This is a genomic window from Microbacterium sp. ZKA21 (genome assembly GCF_050434165.1).
GTDB lineage: Bacteria > Actinomycetota > Actinomycetes > Actinomycetales > Microbacteriaceae > Microbacterium.
Genome location: NZ_JBNPVV010000007.1, coordinates 122,076 through 142,256, shown reverse-complemented (window position 1 = coordinate 142,256; position 20,181 = coordinate 122,076). Strand labels below are relative to the sequence as shown.

Sequence of the window (20,181 nt, the reverse complement as noted above, 5' to 3'; positions counted from 1 at the left end):
TTCCTTCATGTCGATGGTGCAAGCACCAGTGCCGACCACCACGGAGGCGGGGAACACCCCCGCCTCCGTGGCCGGCGGCCGAACGGGCCGAGTCCTCACGTGGGCGAAGGCGCGACCGTGGGTCCTGCTGGCCCCCGGTCTCATCCTCCTGGCCGGACTCATGCTCTGGCCGCTCGTGCAGGTGTTCCTGTACTCGCTGCAGGACTACGGTCTGCGCGAGATCAACACCGGCGAGCCGAACTTCATCGGGCTCGACAACTACATCGAGGCGCTGACGAACTCCACGCTGTGGAGCGTCGTCCTGCCGAACACCGTCGGCTTCGCCGCCGTCGCCGTGTTCACGACCGTCGCCCTCGGCACGCTCGTCGCGCTGCTGCTGGCCCGCCTCGGCACTCTCTGGCGCACGATCGTCTCCAGCTGCATCATGATCGCCTGGGCGATGCCGGCCGTGACCGGAACGTACGTCTGGACCTTCATCTTCGACGCCGACCACGGCATCTTCAACGCCATGCTGCTCGACCTCGGCCTCATCGACGGTCCGGTGAACTGGTTCACGAACCAGTGGTCGTTCTACGCCATCGTGCTGCTGAACGTCGTGCATCACGGCTTCCCTTTCGTTGCCGTGACGGTGCTCGCCGGCCTGCTCGGCGTGTCCAAGGAGATGCTCGAAGCGGCAGCGCTCGACGGCGCCGGCGCCTGGCGCCGCTTCTGGCAGATCATCTTCCCGACGCTGCGTCCGGTCTTCTCGGTCGTGATCATCCTGTCCACGATCTGGGACTTCAAGGTCTTCGCGCAGGTCTACCTGATGCCGGGCGGCTCCGGCTCGAATCGCACCGTGCTGAATCTCGGGGTGTGGTCGTACGTCGAATCGTTCGGCCAGAACCGCTACGGCTTCGGCGCCGCGCTGGCCGTCCTGCTGACCCTGGTGCTGATCGGCATCACGATCGTGTACATCCGCTCGCTCATGAAGGAGGACGAACTGTGAGCACCCGTCGGTCCGTCCTCTCCCGCACCGGTGTCGGCATCGCCGTCGCGGCGGTGCTGATCTTCACGCTGTTCCCCGTGTACTGGATGATCTCCAGCGCGTTCGACGCGAAGGCGTCCAGCGGCGGGCAGTCGTTCCTGCCGCAGGAATTCACCTGGGACAACTTCGCCTACGTCCTCACCGACGGCGGGTTCGCGGTGTACCTGCGCAACTCCGCGATCGTCGCGATCGCGACCGTGCTCGTCAGCGCTCTCGTGTGCCTGCTCGCCGCCGTCGCGGTGGCCCGGTTCCGGTTCAAGTTCCGCACCACGATCCTCATGATGATCCTTGTCGTGCAGATGGTGCCGCTCGAGGCCCTCGTGATCCCGCTGTTCCTGCAGGTGAAGAGCTTCGGCCTGCTGAACACTCTGCTCGGGCTGATCATCGTCTACATCGCGCTTTCTCTCGCGTTCGGCATCTGGATGCTGCGGAGCTTCGTCGCCGCCGTTCCGGTGGAGCTCGAGGAGGCGGCCTACATCGACGGGGCGAGCTGGTGGCGGATGTTCCGGTCCGTGCTGCTGCCGCTCGTGATGCCGGGGCTCGTCGCGACCAGCGTGTTCAGCTTCATCACCGCCTGGAACGAGTTCATCTTCGCGATGACGATGCTCGGCGGTGCGTCCGACCAGTACACGGTCGCGATCGGCCTGAAGTCCTTCTTCGGTCTGCACTCCAACGACTGGGGCAGCATCATGGCGGCTTCGACGATCATCACGATCCCCGTCATGATCTTCTTCGTGATCGTCCAGCGACGTCTGTCGGCTGGCCTGGTTTCGGGCGCGGTGAAGGGATGAGCGACGAGCTCACCCGCCTCGCCAACTCCGTCCTGTGGCCCGGCTTCCTCGGTACCGAGGCGCCGGAGTGGCTGCTCGCCGAGCTCCGCGACGGACTCGCCGGAGTCGTGTACTTCGGCCAGAACATCTCCGATGGGATGCCGGAGCTGAGCGCCGCGCTCCGCGAAGCCAACCCGGGTGCCCTGATCGGCATCGACGAGGAGGGCGGCAGCGTCACGCGCCTCGAGTCCGCGACCGGATCGACCCTGCCCGGTGCGGCTCAACTCGGAGCCGTCGACGACATCGAGGCGAGCCGGGCGACCGGGGCAGAGCTGGCCAGGCGAGCGCGTGCCGCGGGCGTCGACGTCGTCCTCGGCCCGGTGGCCGACGTCAACACGGATCCGCGCAACCCCGTCATCGGGGTGCGCTCGTTCGGTGCGGACGCCGCGCTCGTCGCCCGGCACGCGGTGGCGACCGTCGACGGCATCCAGTCCGGCGGCGTCTCGGCGTGCGTCAAGCACTTCCCAGGGCACGGCGACACGCATCTGGACTCGCATCATGCGCTGCCGGTGATCACGCTGGACACGTCCGTGATCGAGGATGTGCACCTCGAGCCGTTCCGTGCGGTTGTCGCGGCCGGTGTCGACGCCGTCATGACGGCGCATATCGTCGTCCCGGCCTGGGGCGAAAAACCAGCGACGCTCAATCCGGTCGTCCTCGGGAAGCTGCGGGCGATGGGCTTCGACGGCGTCATCATCACGGATGCCCTCGACATGGCGGCCATCCGGGAGAGCGTCGGCATCGGCGGGGGAGCCGTGCAGGCGCTCGCCGCCGGTGCCGACCTGCTCTGCATCGGGAATCCGACCAACCCGGGATCCGCCGCGCTGCCCGACCAGGACGAGCGCGACTTCCTCGCCGCGCGCGAGACGATCGTGGCGGCACTGCGGGATGGAACGCTGCCGCGCGAGCGCGTCGAGCAGGCGCGCGACCGCGTGCGGGCGCTGGCCGCGAAGCTGCAGGCTGCGACGCCGACCGCCGCGGCGCCCTACGACGCGGCGGCGATCGTCCGCCGTGCGCTGCGCGTCGTCGGGGAGGCGGATGCCGCGGCATCCGCTCTCGCGGTCGTGGATGCGCGGCGGCGATCGACCCTCGCCGTCGACAGCGCGGCCGGATACGTCGCGGAGGCGCTGGCTGGGGACGGCTTCCGCGTGCGGCTGGATGTCGAACGGGCGTCGGATGCCGAGAGGGACGCCGCCCTGGACGCCGCATCCGCCGCTGGGGGCCGCGTGGTGCTGCTCGTGGATCGACCCGAGGTGGAACCGGCTCAGCGCGCGCTCATCGACCAGGTGGCCGGACGGGACGCCGGAGCCGTCGTGGTGAACGTCGGACTTCCGGTGCGGGGAGAACTGCCGCTGCCGTTCATCGACGCGGCGGCCGCGAGTCGGGTCTCCGCCGAGGTCGTCCGGGAACTCCTCATCCGCTGAGGGCAGCCGCGATCGCGGCATCCACCGTCGTGCAGCGGAAGACGAAGCCGTCCTGGAGCAGCCGCTCGGGGACCGCGCGCTGATCGGCGAGCAGCAGCTCCTCCGCCGCCGTGCCCATGCCGGCGCGCAGCGCGAACGTCGGCAGCCGCAGCAGATGCGGACGATGCATCGCGCGCGCGAGCGCCCGAGTGACCTCGGACGACGTCGACGACGCGGGCGCGACGAGATTGACGGCGCCGTCGAGCGTCGATTCCGTCGCGAGATGCAGCAGCGCTCTCGCCTCGTCCTCGAGCGCGATCCACGGCCAGTGCTGCGTTCCATCGCCGACGGTCGCGCCGAGTCCGAGCCGCGTGGTCAGCATCAGCGGTGCGAGAGCACCACCGGCGGCGAGCACCAGACCGGTGCGGGCGTGGACGACCCGCGTCCGCGTCTCAGCCGGACGCGTGGCCTCCTCCCACGCCGAGACGACATCGGCGAGGAAACCCGATCCGCGCCCGGCATCCTCGTCCAGTTCGGAACCCGGCCGGTCGCCGTAGATCCCGACCGCCGATGCCGAGACCCACGCGTCCGGGGGCGCGTCGGACTCCGCGATCGCGCGCGCGAGCGTCGACGTCGCCTGCACCCGGCTGCGCAGGATCTCGTCGCGATACCGCGCCGTCCAGGGCAGGTGCGACAGACTCGCTCCCGAGAGGCTGATCACAGCATCCGCCCACGCGATGGGCTCTGCCGGAGCCGAACCGGATGCCGGATCCCAGCGATGCTCCGTCGCATCGACCGGATCCCTCCGCACGAGGGCGCGCACCTCGTTCCCTCTTCGGGCGAGGGATGCCGTGGCCGAGCCGATCAGGCCGGAAGCGCCGATGAGGAGAATCCGCATGGCTCGAATCTAGCCTCCGGGACAGTCGCCCGTCGTTCCGAAGCAGACGTGCGTATTGCGCGGCTCGGGAACGTCCGGCTCGCTCGGCCAGAAGCGCCCCTGCGGGATCTGGAACACGAACGCCGCCAGCAGCGTCAGCACCAGGGCACCACCGACGAGCCAGGCGAGGCCGCGTCGCCGTGCGACCAGCGCGAAGACGAGGGACAGCGCCAGCAGGAAGAGAGCGGACGCTGCAGCGAACTGATACCGGCCTATCGCCTCGGCCGATGGTGCCGGCGCCGGCTCCCAGATCGAGAAGTACGTCGAGAACCACAGCATCGGCAGTGTGAATGCGAACGTGCCGCCGACTGCGAGCAGCACGATGGCCGCCGTGACGAGGGCCGGGTGCCCATCGGTGCGTCGGCGGAAGGCGAAGCCTGCCAGCGCACCGACGACGGCCGCCCCGACGAGTCCTGCCGCCTGCCACACGAGCGCCACCCAGACTGCGCCCGTCGCCGTCATGCCCTGGCCGAACGGGAGGAGCGCCGCGATGACTGTCGCGACCGGAGCGAGCGCGATCGCCACGACGGCGAACACGACCCCGGATCCCCGACGGAGGAGCAGGCCCAGGACGAGCACGAGTACGACCCAGATGAGCACCGGAGGACTCGCGAGAAGCCAGAGCGCAGCCACGAGAGTCGGTGTTCGGCCGCTCACCGCGCTGTAGAGCAGCGAGCCTCCGACGAACGCCACCCAGCCGGCGACGGCCGTCGCCGTTGCCTGCGCCGGCGTGGTGCGCTCGCCGTTCTTCACCGGTGTCCCGTCGGCTCCCGCGCGCGATTGCGTCATGAGCGCAGGCTAGCGGCATCGCCGTCGGGTCCGGGTGAGCAGCACGTGCGCCACCTGTTACACAGCCGATACCGGATCGCAATGAGCGTGGGATTGGATTCCTGAAGCGGGCTGGGTAGCGTCTAAGGATCACGTATCCGAGAGCGACGGCGCTCCCGGTGCGCGCAACGAAGCGCTATACAGGGAAGGGCATCACCCATGCACCAGACACCTCTGCGACGTCGAGGAATCCTCGCCGTCGCCGGCACGGCAGCCGCAGCACTGCTCCTGGCGGGATGCGTCGCCAGCGAACGCGGCGACGACACCGGCGAAGGATCGAGCGAGGTCGACGCGACCTTCATCTTCGCGGCATCCTCGGATCCCGCGAGCCTCGACCCCGCCTTCGCGCAGGACGGCGAGACCTTCCGCGTCTCCCGCCAGATCTTCGAGGGGCTCGTCGGCACCGAACCCGGCACCGCCGACCCCGCCCCGCTGCTCGCCGAGTCGTGGGAGTCCGCCGATGACGGCATGTCGCACACCTTCACCCTCAAGGAGGGCGTGACGTTCCACGACGGCACGCCGTTCAACGCCGAGGCCGTGTGCACCAACTTCGACCGCTGGTACAACTGGACCGGTCTCGCCGCCAGCGAGGCCTTCGGGTACTACTACGCCAAGCTCTTCCACGGCTATGCGTCCAACGCGGCGGATGCCGTGTACAAGTCGTGCTCCGCCGATGACGAGTACACCGCGACGATCACGCTGAACAAGCCGTTCGCCGGTTTCATCCCTGCGCTGTCGCTGCCGGCATTCGCCATGCAGAGCCCGACCGCGATGGCCGAGTTCGGCGCCGACGAGGTGAGCGGCACCGCCGACGCGCCGCAGATGTCCGAGTACGGCATGGGGCACCCGGCGGGCACCGGTCCGTTCCAGTTCGACGAGTGGGCACCTGGCGAGCAGGTCACACTGACCTCCTACGACGACTACTGGGGCGAGAAGGGCCAGATCGAGGAGATCATCTTCCGCACGATCGACGACCCGACCGCGCGTCGGCAGTCCCTCGAAGCGGGCGACATCGACGGGTACGACCTGGTCGGCCCCGCCGACACGGCGGCCCTCGAGGAGGACGGCTTCACGATGGTGTCGCGTCCGCCGTTCACGATCCTGTACCTCGCCTTCAACCAGGCGATCCCCGAGCTGCAGGACATCAAGGTCCGTCAGGCGCTGTCCTACGCGATCGACAAGGACGCCCTGATCACGCAGGTCCTTCCGGAGGGCACGGAGAAGGCGATCGAGTTCATGCCCGACACCGTCAACGGCTACAACCCGGACGTCACGACGTACGACTACGACCCCGACATGGCGAAGCAGCTGCTCGAAGAGGCCGGGTACACCGAGGCCAACCCGCTGAAGCTGAACTTCAACTACCCGGTCAACGTTTCGCGGCCGTACATGCCGGACCCCGAGCAGATCTTCACGGTGCTGTCGACCCAGCTCGCCGAGGTGGGAGTGGAGACGACCCCCGTTTCCGAGGAGTGGATCGACTACCTCGACCGCACCACCGGCACCGCCGATCACGGCATCCACCTGCTCGGATGGACCGGCGACTACAACGACACCGACAACTTCGTCGGCGTCTTCTTCGGAGCGCAGAGCTCGGAGTGGGGCTTCGACAACCCGGAGCTGTTCCAGAAGCTGGCCGAGGCGCGCGGCGTCTCGAGCCTCGAGGAGCAGACGCCGCTGTACGAGCAGATCAACGAGGACGTCGCGCAGTTCGTCCCCGGCGTGCCGCTCGCGCACCCCGCTCCGACACTGGCGTTCGACCCGCGGGTCGAGAGCTATCCGGCCAGCCCGGTGAATGACGAGGTCTTCACGGACATCGTCCTGACCGAGTGACATCGCGCGTCCGGCTCCCGTCGTGCCGCGCACGACGGGAGCCGGACGCACCCGGAAACCGGAGACATATCCGTGCTGCGCACCATCAGCAGGCGACTGCTGCTTCTCATCCCCACCCTGTTCGGGCTGAGCATCCTGCTCTTCGCCTGGGTCAGGGCCCTCCCCGGCGGCCCCGCGGTCGCCCTGCTCGGCGAAAAGGCCACGCCGGAATCGATCGCGCGTGTCAACGAGCTCTACGGATTCAACGAACCCCTGATCCAGCAGTACTTCACCTGGATCGGACGGCTCCTGCAGGGCGACTTCGGAACCTCGATCCAGACGAACCGACCCGTCACCGAGGAGTTCCTGCGGCGCTTCCCCGCGACCCTCGAGCTCTCGGTCGCTGCGCTGATCATCGCGATCGGCATCGGCATCCCGCTCGGCTACTGGGCCGCGCGACGCCACGGCAAGCTCAGCGATCACGCCTCGGTCGTCCTGAGCCTGGTCGGGATCACCATCCCGGTGTTCTTCCTCGCGTTCATCCTCAAATACATCTTCGCCGTCCAGCTCGGCTGGCTGCCCGCCGACGGCAGGCAGGATCCCCGGATAGACGCGACGCACCCCACCGGATTCTACGTCTGGGACGGCATCATCACCGGCGAACTGGATGCCTCGTGGGACGCCATCCTGCACCTGATCCTGCCCGCGCTGGCGCTCGGGACCATCCCGCTCGCCATCATCGTGCGCATCACCAGGGCGAGTGTGCTCGAGGTGCAGAACGCCGACTACGTGCGCACGGGCCGGGCCAAGGGCGTCGCACCCGGCGTGCTGCGCGGCCGGTTCATCCTGCGCAACGCCATGCTCCCGGTGATCACCACGATCGGGCTGCAGGCGGGCCTGCTCATCTCCGGTGCGGTCCTGACCGAGACCGTGTTCGCCTTCCCGGGGATCGGGTCCTTCCTGGCCAGGGCGATCTTCACCCGTGACTTCCCGGTGCTGCAGGGCTTCATCATCTTCATCGCGATCGCCTACGCACTGATCAACCTCGCGGTGGACGTCTCGTACAGCGTGATCGACCCGAGAGTGAGGGTCCAATGACTTCGCCCATCCTTCCCCCGGCGCAGGGCGCCGGGATCATCGACACCGTCGCCGTCGCGCAGGAGGGGCTGAAGAGCAGCGGCGGCTTCTGGCAGGACGTCTTCCGCCGCCTCCGGCACAACCCGACCGCGTGGATCGGCGCGGCGATCGTGCTGATCTTCCTGCTCATCGCCCTGTTCGCGCCGCTGCTGGCGCCCTATCCCGAGACCGCGCTGCCCGGCGCGAAGCACATCACGCCGACGCACATCCCCGGCCCCGGTGAGCTGGCGCAGTTCCCGCTGGGGCTCGATCGCTTCGGCGGCGACGTGCTGTCGAAGCTGATCTGGGGTGCGCAGGCGTCGCTCATGGTCGGCGTCGTCTCGACCGCGCTCGGTCTGGTCGGCGGCATGGTGCTGGGCCTCCTCGCCGGGACCTTCGGCGGCTGGGTGGACACGCTCATCATGCGCATCGTGGACATCATCCTCTCGGTGCCGAACCTGCTGCTCGCCGTCTCGATCGCCGCGATCCTGGGACAGACCCCGTATGCCGTGATGATCGCCATCGGGGCGTCGCAGGTGCCGATCTTCGCCCGACTGCTGCGGGCCTCGATGCTGCAGCAGCGCTCCAGCGAGTATGTGCTCTCAGCGCAGACACTCGGTCTCGGTCGCGGCACCATCACGATGTCGCACGTGCTGCCGAACGCGATCGGGCCGGTCATCGTGCAGGGCACGCTCACGCTGGCGACCGCCGTCATCGACGCCGCAGCGCTCTCCTTCCTCGGTCTCGGCGGTGGACGCCCGGAGACGGCCGAGTGGGGGCGGATGCTCACCTACGCGCAGGCGGAGCTGTCGATCGCGCCCTGGCTGGCGTTCCTCCCCGGCATCTGCATCGCGGTGACCGCGCTGGGCTTCACGCTCTTCGGCGAGGCGCTGCGTGAAGCGATGGACCCACGGACAAGGGCGCGGTGAGCGCCATGAAGGACAACGTCATGAACACGCAGCCCCTGCTGCAGGTCGACGGGCTCACCGTCGACTTCACCACCACGGACGGCGTCGTGCACGCCGTGGAGGGCGTGGATCTCGAGATCGCGGCCGGACAGACCGTCGCGATCGTCGGCGAGTCCGGATCGGGCAAGTCGACGACGGCCATGGCGATCATCGGGCTTCTCGCCGGCGGGGGACATGTCACGTCGGGCAGCATCCGCCTGGACGGTCGGGAAATCGCGCACGCCGCCGAGCATGAGATGCGCACGATCCGCGGGCGTCACATCGGGCTCGTCCCGCAGGACCCGATGTCCAATCTCAACCCGGTCGCGAAGATCGGCACGCAGGTCGCCGAAACGCTGCTCGCGCACGGGCTGGCCACCAGACAGAACGTGGCGGCCAAGGTCGTCGAGGCGCTCACGGCCGCCGGGCTGCCCGATCCGGAGCGACGCGCGAAGCAGTACCCGCACGAGTTCTCCGGCGGCATGCGCCAGCGCGCGCTGATCGCGATCGGACTCGCCTGCAAGCCGCGACTGCTCATCGCCGATGAGCCGACGAGCGCGCTGGACGTCACCGTGCAGCAGACGATCCTCGACCAGATCGGGGCGATGACCCGCGAACTCGGCACCGCCGTGCTGCTGATCACGCACGACCTCGGCCTCGCCGCGGAACGCGCCGAGCGCGTGATCGTGATGCACAGGGGGAAGGTCGTCGAGCAGGGTCCCGCGAAGCAGATCCTCGAGAACCCGCAGCATCCCTACACGCAGTCGCTCGTGCAGGCGGCGCCGTCGGTCGCAGCCGTTCGGCTGATTCCGCAGTCGGCCCCGAGCGTCGACGCTTCGGCAGGCTCAGCGGACGACAGAACCTCGAGCCTGCCGCAGAGTTCCCCGAGCCTGTCGAAGGGCGCCGACAACATCGTCGAGATCGAGAACCTCACGAAGGTCTATCCCGTCCGCGGACGCCGCGAGGACTTCGTCGCGGTGAACGACGTCTCGCTCGCCATCCCGCGCGGCGAGACCGTCGCGATCGTGGGGGAGTCGGGGTCGGGCAAGACGACGACCGCCAGGATGCTGCTGAAGGTGGTCGAACCGACCAGCGGCGTCATCCGGTTCGACGGCACCGATATCGCCGGGATGAACCGGGAGGAGACCCGTTCGTTCCGCCAGCGCGTGCAGCCGATCTTCCAGGATCCCTACTCGAGCCTGAACCCGATGTTCACGATCGAACGCCTGATCGGGGAGCCGCTGGACTTCTACAAGCGCGGCAGTCGTGCCGAACGCCGGGCGCGGGTGCGCAAGCTCCTCGACGACGTGGCACTGCCGCAGTCGATGCTGCGGCGGTACCCGTCCGAACTGTCCGGCGGGCAGCGGCAGCGGGTCGCGATCGCGCGCGCTCTCGCGCTGGCTCCCGACCTCGTCGTGTGCGATGAACCGGTGTCCGCTCTGGACGTGCTCGTGCAGGATCAGATCCTCACCCTGCTGGGCGACCTGCAGCGTGAGTACGGGCTGAGTTACCTGTTCATCTCGCACGACCTCGCGGTCGTCCGGCTGATCAGCGACTACGTCTGCGTCATGAAGGATGGCGCGCTGGTCGAGGCCGCGAGCTCGGAGGAGATCTTCACGAATCCGCGCGATCCGTACACCCGCCGGCTCCTCGCGTCGATCCCGGGGAACGAGCTGAACATCGCGTCCTGAACCAGCGGATGCCGGGGCTTTTACCGCAGCATCCGAAATTGGTCAAGGACCGACTGGACATGTCGTGAAATCCGACGTATAGTTGATCTTTGCGTTCGTATCTCCCTGCCCTCATATGGTGGTCGGCAGATGTTGAGCTCTCGGACGCACTCCACCTGACGACAAAGGAATCGAGAAGCCCTGCGGGGCTCACGGAGGTTATTCCCTTGGCTGCTGCTCGCAACGCATCCACATCCACCACCACCAAGAACGGACGCGGAGCATCCCGCCTCTCGTTCGCGAAGATCTCCGACACGCTGACGGTCCCCGACCTTCTCGCGCTGCAGACCGAGTCCTTCGACTGGCTCGTCGGCAACGAGGCCTGGAAGGCCCGCGTCGCCGAGGCCCGCGAGGCCGGCCGCAAGGACGTCAACGAGGTCTCAGGGCTCGAGGAGATCTTCGAGGAGATCTCTCCGATCGAAGACCTCAGCGAAACCATGCAGCTGAGCTTCACGAACCCGTACCTGGAGCCGGAGAAGTACTCGATCGACGAGTGCAAGGAGCGCGGCAAGACCTACGCCGCCCCGCTGTACGTCGAGGCCGAGTTCATGAACCACCAGACCGGTGAGATCAAGACCCAGACGGTCTTCATGGGCGACTTCCCGCTGCAGACCGACAAGGGAACGTTCATCATCAACGGCACCGAGCGTGTCGTCGTCTCCCAGCTGGTCCGCTCGCCCGGTGTCTACTTCGACAAGACGCCCGACAAGACCAGCGACAAGGACATCGTCTCCGCTCGCGTGATCCCCAGCCGTGGCGCCTGGCTCGAGTTCGAGATCGACAAGCGCGACCAGGTCGGCGTGCGCATCGACCGCAAGCGCAAGCAGTCCGTCACCGTGTTCCTCAAGGCTCTCGGCCTGTCGAGCGAGGACATCCTCGCCGAGTTCGCCGGCTTCCCCTCCATCGAGGAGACCCTGGCGAAGGACACCATCCTCACCAAGGAAGACGCGCTCCGCGACATCTACCGCAAGCTCCGTCCGGGCGAGCAGGTCGCCGCCGAGGCCGCCCGCGCGCTGCTGGACAACTTCTACTTCAACGCGAAGCGCTACGACCTGGCGAAGGTCGGCCGCTACAAGATCAACCAGAAGCTCGGCCTCGAGGCTGCGCTGAACGAGTCGGTCCTGACCGTCGACGACATCGTCGCGACCATCAAGTACCTCGTCCGCCTGCACCGCGGCGACGAGACCTTCGAGGGCACGCGCGCCGGCAAGAAGGCCGAGATCCGTCTGGCCACCGACGACATCGACAACTTCGGCAACCGTCGCATCCGCGCGGTCGGCGAGCTGATCCAGAACCAGGTCCGCACCGGTCTGTCCCGCATGGAGCGCGTCGTCCGCGAGCGCATGACCACGCAGGACATCGAGGCGATCACGCCGCAGACCCTGATCAACGTGCGCCCCGTCGTCGCCGCGATCAAGGAGTTCTTCGGAACGTCGCAGCTGTCGCAGTTCATGGACCAGAACAACCCCCTCGCTGGTCTGACCCACAAGCGCCGCCTCTCGGCGCTGGGCCCCGGTGGTCTCTCGCGTGACCGCGCCGGTGTCGAGGTCCGTGACGTCCACCCGTCGCACTACGGGCGCATGTGCCCGATCGAGACGCCTGAAGGCCCGAACATCGGTCTGATCGGTTCGCTCGCGACCTTCGCGCGCATCAACTCGTTCGGTTTCATCGAGACCCCGTACCGCAAGGTCGTCGACGGTGTCGTCACCGCGGAGATCGTGTACCTCACGGCATCCGAAGAGGCCGAGCACGTGGTCGCCCAGGCGAACGCCCTCCTGAAGAAGGACGGCCACTTCGTCGACGAGCGCGTTCTCGCCCGCCGCGGCCGCGACGGCGAGGTGGACCTGTTCCACCCCGAGGAGATCGGCTTCATGGACGTCTCGCCGCGCCAGATGGTGTCGGTCGCGACCTCGCTCGTGCCGTTCCTCGAGCACGACGACGCGCAGCGCGCGCTCATGGGCGCCAACATGCAGCGTCAGGCCGTGCCGCTGCTGCGCAGCGACTCGCCGCTGGTCGGAACCGGTATGGAGGGCTTCGCCGCCATCGACGCCGGTGACGTGCTCACCGCCGACAAGGCCGGTGTCGTCACCGAGGTCTCCGCCGACCGCGTCGTCGTCATGCTCGACGAGGGCGGGACGCAGGAGTACTACCTGCGCAAGTTCGACCGCTCGAACCAGGGCACGTCCTACAACCAGAAGGTCGTCGTCTCCGCCGGTGAGCGCGTGGAGAAGGGCGAGGTCATCGCCGATGGCCCCGCGACCGAGAACGGCGAGCTCGCCCTCGGAAAGAACCTCCTCGTCGCGTTCATGACGTGGGAGGGCTACAACTTCGAGGACGCTATCATCCTGAGCCAGGACCTGGTGAAGGACGACACCCTCTCGTCGATCCACATCGAGGAGTACGAGGTCGACGCCCGCGACACCAAGCTCGGCAAGGAGGAGATCACCCGTGATCTCCCCAACGTCAGCCCTGAGCTGCTGAAGGACCTGGACGAGCGCGGCATCATCCGCATCGGCGCCGAGGTCCGCCCCGGCGACATCCTCGTCGGCAAGGTCACGCCGAAGGGCGAGACCGAGCTCAGCGCCGAGGAGCGCCTGCTCCGCGCGATCTTCAACGAGAAGAGCCGCGAGGTCCGCGACACGTCGCTGAAGGTGCCCCACGGCGAGCAGGGCACGATCATCGCGGTCAAGGAGTTCAACGCCGAGGACGGCGACGACGAGCTCGGCAGCGGCGTCAACCGTCGCGTCGTGGTCTACATCGCCCAGAAGCGCAAGATCACCGAGGGCGACAAGCTCGCCGGCCGCCACGGCAACAAGGGTGTCATCGCGAAGATCCTCCCGATCGAGGACATGCCGTTCCTCGCGGACGGAACTCCCGTCGACATCGTCCTGAACCCGCTCGGAATCCCGGGTCGAATGAACTTCGGCCAGGTGCTGGAGACCCACCTCGGGTGGATCGCCAAGCAGGGCTGGAAGGTCGAGGGCAACCCGGAGTGGGCTGTCCACCTGCCGAAGGATGCCTTCGAGGCTGCGCCCGGCACGAAGGTCGCCACCCCGGTGTTCGACGGTGCCGAGGAGCAGGAGATCGCAGGTCTGCTCGACTCCACGCTGCCGACGCGCGACGGTGTGCGCCTGATCGACCGCTCCGGAAAGACGCAGCTGTTCGACGGCCGCTCCGGCGAGCCGTTCCCGGCGCCGATCTCGGTGGGCTACATGTACATCCTGAAGCTGCACCACCTCGTCGACGACAAGATCCACGCGCGTTCGACCGGTCCGTACTCGATGATCACCCAGCAGCCGCTCGGTGGTAAGGCGCAGTTCGGTGGACAGCGCTTCGGCGAGATGGAGGTGTGGGCCCTCGAGGCCTACGGCGCCGCCTACGCGCTGCAGGAGCTCCTCACGATCAAGTCCGACGACATCCTCGGCCGCGTCAAGGTGTACGAGGCCATCGTCAAGGGCGAGAACATCCAGGAGCCCGGCATCCCGGAGTCGTTCAAGGTGCTCATGAAGGAGATGCAGTCGCTCTGCCTGAACGTCGAGGTCCTCTCGGCCGACGGCACGGCGGTCAACCTCCGCGACACCGACGACGAGGCCTTCCGCGCAGCTGAGGAGCTGGGGATCAACATCTCCAGCCGCTTCGAGTCCGCTTCGATCGACGAGATCTGATCTCGTCGGATCACCTGATTCCTTAAGAATTTCGACACAGGAGAACTAGTGCTCGACGCAACAACCTTCGATGAGCTTCGCATCGGCCTCGCCACCGCAGACGACATCCGCGGATGGTCGTACGGTGAGGTCAAGAAGCCCGAAACCATCAACTACCGCACGCTCAAGCCCGAGAAGGACGGCCTCTTCGGCGAGCAGATCTTCGGACCCAGCCGCGACTGGGAGTGCGCCTGCGGCAAGTACAAGCGAGTCCGCTTCAAGGGCATCGTCTGCGAGCGCTGCGGCGTGGAGGTCACCAAGAGCTCCGTCCGCCGTGAGCGCATGGGCCACATCGAGCTGGCGGCGCCCGTCACGCACATCTGGTACTTCAAGGGCGTCCCGTCGCGCCTCGGATACCTGCTGGACATGGCGCCCAAGGACCTCGAGAAGGTCATCTACTTCGCGGCCTACATGGTCATCTCGGTCGACGAGGAAGCTCGTCACCGCGACCTGGCCACGCAGGAGAACAACATCCGTCTCGAGCTGAAGACGCTCGCCGACCGTCGCGACTCCAAGATCGCGGCTCGTCTGGCCAAGCTGGAGGAGGAGCTCGCGGCCCTGGAGGCCGAGGGTGCCAAGGCGGACGCCAAGAAGAAGGTCAAGGACGCCGCCGAGAAGGAGATGGGCCTCGTCCGCAAGGGCACCGACGAGCAGATCGCCAAGCTCGAGCGCGTGTGGGAGGACTTCCGCACGCTCGAGGTCGGCGCGCTCCGTCCCGAGGACGACGTCTTCCACGAGCTGCAGGACCGGTTCGGTCAGTACTTCGAGGCCTACATGGGCGCCGAGTCGATCCAGCGCCGTCTGGCCGCGTTCGATCTGGCTGCCGAGGCCGAGAACCTGCGTCTGCAGATCTCCGAGGGCAAGGGCCAGCGCAAGATCCGTGCGATCAAGCGCCTGAAGGTCGTCAGCTCGTTCCTCGAGACCGGCATGAGCCCGGCCGCGATGGTGCTGGACGTCGTCCCGGTGATCCCGCCGGAGCTGCGCCCGATGGTGCAGCTGGACGGTGGCCGCTTCGCGACCAGCGACCTGAACGACCTGTACCGCCGCGTGATCAACCGCAACAACCGTCTTCGTCGTCTGATCGACCTCGGTGCTCCCGAGATCATCGTCAACAACGAGAAGCGCATGCTGCAGGAGGCCGTCGACGCACTGTTCGACAACGGCCGCCGTGGTCGCCCCGTCACCGGTACCGGCAACCGCGCCCTGAAGTCCCTGAGCGACATGCTCAAGGGAAAGCAGGGTCGTTTCCGCCAGAACCTGCTCGGAAAGCGTGTCGACTACTCGGGCCGTTCGGTCATCGTCGTCGGCCCGCAGCTGAACCTGCACCAGTGCGGTCTGCCCAAGCAGATGGCGCTCGAGCTGTTCAAGCCGTTCGTGATCAAGCGTCTGATCGACCTCGGTCACTCGCAGAACATCAAGGCGGCCAAGCGCGCCGTCGAGCGCACGCGTCCCGAGGTCTGGGACGTGCTCGAGGAGATCATCCGCGAGCGCCCCGTGCTGCTGAACCGTGCACCCACCCTGCACCGTCTCGGCATCCAGGCGTTCGAGCCGCAGCTCGTCGAGGGCAAGGCCATCCAGCTGCACCCGCTCGTCTGCGCGGCCTTCAACGCCGACTTCGACGGTGACCAGATGGCTGTGCATCTGCCGCTGTCGGTCGAGGCCCAGGCCGAGGCCCGCGTGCTGATGCTCGCCTCGAACAACATCCTGAAGCCGTCGGACGGTCGTCCGGTCACCCTGCCCTCGCAGGACATGATCATCGGTCTGCACCACCTGACCACGGTCAAGGCCGGCGCATCGGGCGAGGGGCGTGCATTCGGCTCCGTCGCCGAGGCGCTGCTCGCGAAGGACGAGGGATCCCTCGACCTGCAGGCGAAGGTCCGCATCCGCATCCCGGGTCTGACCTTCCTCGAGGGCGAAGCCCCCGAGGGCTACGAGCGCCACGGCCTCGTGGACGCCTCGCTCGGCCAGGCGATCTTCAACGACACGCTCCCCAAGGGCTACCCGTTCGTCCGCGAGCAGGCCGACAAGGGCAAGCTGTCGCAGATCGTCAACAAGCTGGCCGAGGAGTACCCCAAGGTCGAGACGGCCGCCACGCTGGACCGCATCAAGAACGCCGGTTTCTACTGGGCCACGCGCTCGGGTGTGACCGTTGCTCTGAGCGACATCCTCACGCCGCCGAACAAGGCCGAGATCGTCGCGGGCTACGAGAAGCAGGCCGCGAAGGTCCAGTCCCAGTACGAGAAGGGTCTCACCACCGACGCCGAGCGTCGTCAGGAGCTCATCAAGATCTGGACCGAGGCCACCGACGAGGTTCAGGCCGCCATGCGGGCGAACTTCCCGGAGGACAACACCATCAACCGCATGGTGTCCTCGGGTGCTCGTGGTAACTGGCTGCAGATCCGCAACATCGCGGGTATGCGAGGCCTGGTGAACAACCCGAAGGGTGAGATCATCCCTCGCCCGATCATCTCCTCGTACCGCGAGGGGCTGTCGGTCGCCGAGTACTTCATCGCGACGCACGGTACCCGTAAGGGCCTTGCCGACACCGCTCTGCGTACCGCCGACTCGGGTTACCTGACCCGTCGTCTGGTGGATGTCTCGCAGGACGTCATCATCCGCGAAGAGGACTGCGGCACGTCGAAGGGCCTTGAGCTCCCGATCGCCGCTGCGAACTCGGCCGGCGAGCTGGTGCGCGACGCGAACGTGGAGAACTCCGTGTTCGCCCGTACGCTCGCGTCCGACGTCGTCGACGCGAAGGGCGAGGTCGTTGCGACCGCCGGTGAGGATGTCGGAGACGTCCTGATCGACAAGCTCGTCGGGCTCGGCGTCGAGGCCATCAAGGTCCGCTCGGTCCTGACGTGCGACTCGGCTGTCGGTGTCTGCGCGCAGTGCTACGGCCGTTCGCTCGCGACCGGCAAGACCGTCGACATCGGTGAGGCCGTCGGCATCATCGCCGCTCAGTCGATCGGTGAGCCCGGTACTCAGCTGACGATGCGTACGTTCCACACCGGTGGTTCGGCGTCGGCGGATGACATCACCCAGGGTCTGCCCCGTGTGCAGGAGCTGTTCGAGGCGCGTACCCCCAAGGGTGCGTCCCCGATCGCCGAGGCGGACGGTCGCATCACGATCGACGAGACGGACAAGGCCAAGAAGGTCATCCTCACGCCCGACAACGGCGACGAGGCAGTGATCTACCCGGTCCTGAAGCGTGCGACGCTTCTCGTCGAGGACGGTCAGCACGTCACGGTCGGTCAGCCCCTGCAGGTCGGCACGCTCGACCCCAAGGAGGTCATGCGTGTCCTCGGTGCTCGCGAGGTGCAGCGGTACCTCGTCGGCGGCGTCCAGGGCGTCTACCGTTCGCAGGGCGTGCCGATCCACGACAAGCACATCGAGGTCATCGTCCGTCAGATGCTGCGCAAGGTGACCGTGGTTGACCACGGCGACACCACGCTGCTTCCCGGCGAGATGGTGGACCTCAAGCGCTACCAGGGGATCAACCGCGAGGCCGTCGGCGAGGGCAAGCGTCCCGCGTCCGGTCGCCCGGAGCTCATGGGTATCACCAAGGCGTCGCTCGCCACGGAGTCCTGGCTGTCGGCCGCTTCCTTCCAGGAGACGACCCGCGTTCTCACGCAGGCCGCCATGGAGGGCAAGCGCGACCCGCTGGTCGGTCTCAAGGAGAACGTCATCATCGGTAAGCTCATCCCCGCCGGAACCGGTCTGTCCAAGTACCGCAACATCACGGTGGAGGCCACCGAGGAGGCCAAGAGCGAGCGCTACCCGAACCGGATCTTCGCGTCCGACGGTGCGTACGCCGACGGCGACTTCGGTTACGTCGACTTCGACGCGTTCTCGACCGATGACGTCACGCCCGGCACCTACAACTGATTGAGGCGAGAGCCGGGCGAGCTTGCTCGTCCGGCCGCGCCGAATGAGGCTGTAGAGCGACGAAGTCGCGATACAACTGAGCCGAGCTGAGTCACTGACAAGGCCCCGATCCCGCAAGGGATCGGGGCCTTCGTCGTTCCGTGTTCGGCTTGTGTGCACGCCGGCACGGACACGCCTGAGGCGGGTTCGGAGCGCCTGATGTCGCCTGAAGCATGACCGATCGGCCTGTCCGGTCGCGCTTCAGGTGAGTTCGCGCAGCTTCTGGTCGCCCGAAGTGTGACCGAACGCAGGCAGGAAGAGCTGCGGATGCCGCGGCATCCGCTCGTCAGGCCGCAGGCGTCGGAGTCGGAGTCGGGCTCGTCGTGGGGGTCGGCGCCGGAGTGGACTTGCCGAACAGGTGCACGGCGATGTCGGCGGTGTAGCCGGGAGGGGCCAGGTTCGAGTACTTCGTGTCGATCAGCACGTCGTCGCGCCAGTACAGGGTGCGGCCGTCGGTGACCGGGTAGTCCTCGTTCTCCCACGTCTTCTCACAGCGGACTCCGGCATCCGGCTGGTAGCACGTGAAGCCGTCGTCTTCGGCGAGTTTGTTGAGGTCCGCCATCGCCTCCTCACGGGGAACGACCGAGATCGTCGTCACGAGGCCGGTGGTGTCGGCTTTCGGGTCGCCCCAGGCGCAGATCAGCGAGCCGTCGTCCTGGACGCCTGTCGGTGCGAAGGCCTTGTCGTTGAGCGGCACGTCAGCGAGCAGATCCAGCAGCGATTCGGACAGGATGGCACGGCAGTCCGTCGGCATCGTGATCGTCGGAGGTGTGAGGACCGGACGCGGGGTCGCCGACTCGGACGGACTCGTGGACGGATCCGCCGAGGCGCTCGACTCGGCGCCGGAACCGTCCGAGGGGGCGGTGGGGGAGCATCCGACCAGTGCGACGGTCAACAGGACTGCCGCGGCGATCGGGGCGGTGCGCGCGTTCATGCCGTCACGGTATCGCGGGGCGGGGGCGATACGGCGTCGGCGCGGCGTGGAGAGGGTAGGTTCGTCACGTGAGTGCACAGGCTGCAGGACGCGTCGTCGTGATCGGCGATGCTCTGATCGATGAGATCCGTGATGACGCCGGCATCCGGGAGCTGGTCGGCGGAGCGGCGCTCAACGTCGCCGTCGGACTCCGGCGACTGGGTGTCGAAACGTCGTTGATCGCGATGGTGGGCGATGATGAGGCCGGCGCGCACATCCGCGAGTACGTGCACGATCACGACGTGCGGCTGATCGCGACGGCGGCGCCGAACGGATCGTCACGCGCGATCGTCACGCGCTCAGCCTCCGGCGAGCCGAGTTATGTCTTCAACCGCGCGGCGCAGCAGCGCACGATCCGCTACGACGATGAGGCGAAGCGGGCGATCGCGCAGGCGGACCTCGTGGCGATCAGCTGCTTCCCTTTCGATGTCCCGGCAGAAGTCGCCGCTCTCGGTGCGGTGCTGCCGGGCGCGAGGCTCGCGATCGATCCGAACCCGCGATCCGGGATGCTGAGCGACCGCGACGCATTCGTCGCCGGGTTCGAGCCACTGGCCTCCGGCGCCGAGATCGTCAAAGTCGGCGCTGACGATGCGGCGCTGCTGTACGACGGCGACCTCGATGCCCTGCGCGATCGCCTGCGCGAGCTCGGTGCCGCTGCGGTGCTCGCGACGGCCGGAGCGGACGGCGCCGTCCTCGTATCGGATGCCGGGACGTTCCACGCTCCCATCGCCGCGCTCCCAGGTCTCGTCGTGGATACGGTCGGGGCCGGCGACTCCACGCTCGCGGCCGTGGCAGCGGGGCTCGTCGGGGGAGCGCCGTCGGACGGCGACGCCTGGCAGGACCTCTTGGATCGGGCGATGGCGGTCGCGGCCGCGACGTGCCGTGCCGAGGGCGGACTGCTGCGCACGCCGGAGTCCTTGACCGCGCGTGATGGTGCCGGTCTGAGCACCTGA

General features: G+C 67.6%; 13 protein-coding genes. 10 read left to right on the top strand and 3 right to left on the bottom strand.

Going from position 1 to position 20,181, the window contains the following annotated elements; translation table 11 throughout:
• The first annotated feature begins 7 nt into the window (after positions 1 to 7).
• The 3 genes from M2317_RS14745 to M2317_RS14735 are packed head-to-tail and all read left to right on the top strand — an operon-like array spanning position 8 to position 3,278.
• Positions 8 to 985, top strand: a complete 978-nt coding sequence (locus M2317_RS14745; protein ID WP_429461399.1) for a carbohydrate ABC transporter permease — start codon at positions 8 to 10, stop codon at positions 983 to 985.
• Positions 982 to 1,815: a carbohydrate ABC transporter permease gene (locus M2317_RS14740; protein WP_429461397.1), complete on the top strand. Its 834-nt coding sequence runs from the start codon at positions 982 to 984 to the stop codon at positions 1,813 to 1,815. Before M2317_RS14745 ends, M2317_RS14740 begins: the two co-directional genes overlap by 4 nt.
• Entirely contained in the window at positions 1,812 to 3,278 is a 1,467-nt protein-coding gene (locus tag M2317_RS14735) for a glycoside hydrolase family 3 N-terminal domain-containing protein (RefSeq protein WP_429461395.1), read from the top strand. Before M2317_RS14740 ends, M2317_RS14735 begins: the two co-directional genes overlap by 4 nt.
• Here the strand turns inward: M2317_RS14735 and M2317_RS14730 are convergent.
• Together M2317_RS14730 and M2317_RS14725 are read right to left on the bottom strand one after the other, a co-directional pair.
• Entirely contained in the window at positions 3,268 to 4,155 is an 888-nt protein-coding gene (locus tag M2317_RS14730) for a TIGR01777 family oxidoreductase (protein WP_429461393.1), read from the bottom strand. The two genes, M2317_RS14735 and M2317_RS14730, sit on opposite strands and share 11 nt — an antisense overlap.
• Before the next feature lie 9 nt (positions 4,156 to 4,164).
• Positions 4,165 to 4,983: a hypothetical protein gene (locus tag M2317_RS14725; protein ID WP_429461391.1), complete on the bottom strand. Its 819-nt coding sequence runs from the start codon at positions 4,981 to 4,983 to the stop codon at positions 4,165 to 4,167.
• Positions 4,984 to 5,181: 198 nt separating this feature from the next.
• Here M2317_RS14725 and M2317_RS14720 point away from each other — a divergent pair, with 198 nt between their 5' ends.
• The 6 genes from M2317_RS14720 (at position 5,182) to rpoC (ending at position 18,216) form a co-directional block, all read left to right on the top strand.
• Positions 5,182 to 6,855: an ABC transporter substrate-binding protein gene (locus M2317_RS14720; protein ID WP_429461389.1), complete on the top strand. Its 1,674-nt coding sequence runs from the start codon at positions 5,182 to 5,184 to the stop codon at positions 6,853 to 6,855.
• Positions 6,856 to 6,927: 72 nt separating this feature from the next.
• The gene (locus M2317_RS14715) at positions 6,928 to 7,932 is read left to right on the top strand and encodes an ABC transporter permease (protein ID WP_429461387.1); all 1,005 of its coding nucleotides are present in this window, start codon (positions 6,928 to 6,930) and stop codon (positions 7,930 to 7,932) included.
• Positions 7,929 to 8,879, top strand: a complete 951-nt coding sequence (locus M2317_RS14710; RefSeq protein ID WP_429461385.1) for an ABC transporter permease — start codon at positions 7,929 to 7,931, stop codon at positions 8,877 to 8,879. Before M2317_RS14715 ends, M2317_RS14710 begins: the two co-directional genes overlap by 4 nt.
• Before the next feature lie 20 nt (positions 8,880 to 8,899).
• Entirely contained in the window at positions 8,900 to 10,588 is a 1,689-nt protein-coding gene (locus tag M2317_RS14705) for an ABC transporter ATP-binding protein (RefSeq protein ID WP_429461383.1), read from the top strand.
• 206 nt (positions 10,589 to 10,794) lie between these two features.
• A complete protein-coding gene (locus tag M2317_RS14700; RefSeq protein ID WP_429461381.1) occupies positions 10,795 to 14,292 on the top strand; it encodes a DNA-directed RNA polymerase subunit beta in 3,498 nt (1,165 codons plus the stop codon).
• A gap of 48 nt (positions 14,293 to 14,340) precedes the next feature.
• Positions 14,341 to 18,216: a DNA-directed RNA polymerase subunit beta' gene (gene rpoC, locus M2317_RS14695; protein ID WP_429461379.1), complete on the top strand. Its 3,876-nt coding sequence runs from the start codon at positions 14,341 to 14,343 to the stop codon at positions 18,214 to 18,216.
• Between the two features lie 325 nt (positions 18,217 to 18,541).
• Here rpoC and M2317_RS14690 read toward each other — a convergent pair whose 3' ends face one another.
• Entirely contained in the window at positions 18,542 to 19,189 is a 648-nt protein-coding gene (locus M2317_RS14690; RefSeq protein WP_429461377.1) for a hypothetical protein, read from the bottom strand.
• A gap of 68 nt (positions 19,190 to 19,257) precedes the next feature.
• Here M2317_RS14690 and M2317_RS14685 point away from each other — a divergent pair, with 68 nt between their 5' ends.
• Positions 19,258 to 20,181, top strand: a complete 924-nt coding sequence (locus M2317_RS14685) for a carbohydrate kinase family protein (RefSeq protein ID WP_429461375.1) — start codon at positions 19,258 to 19,260, stop codon at positions 20,179 to 20,181.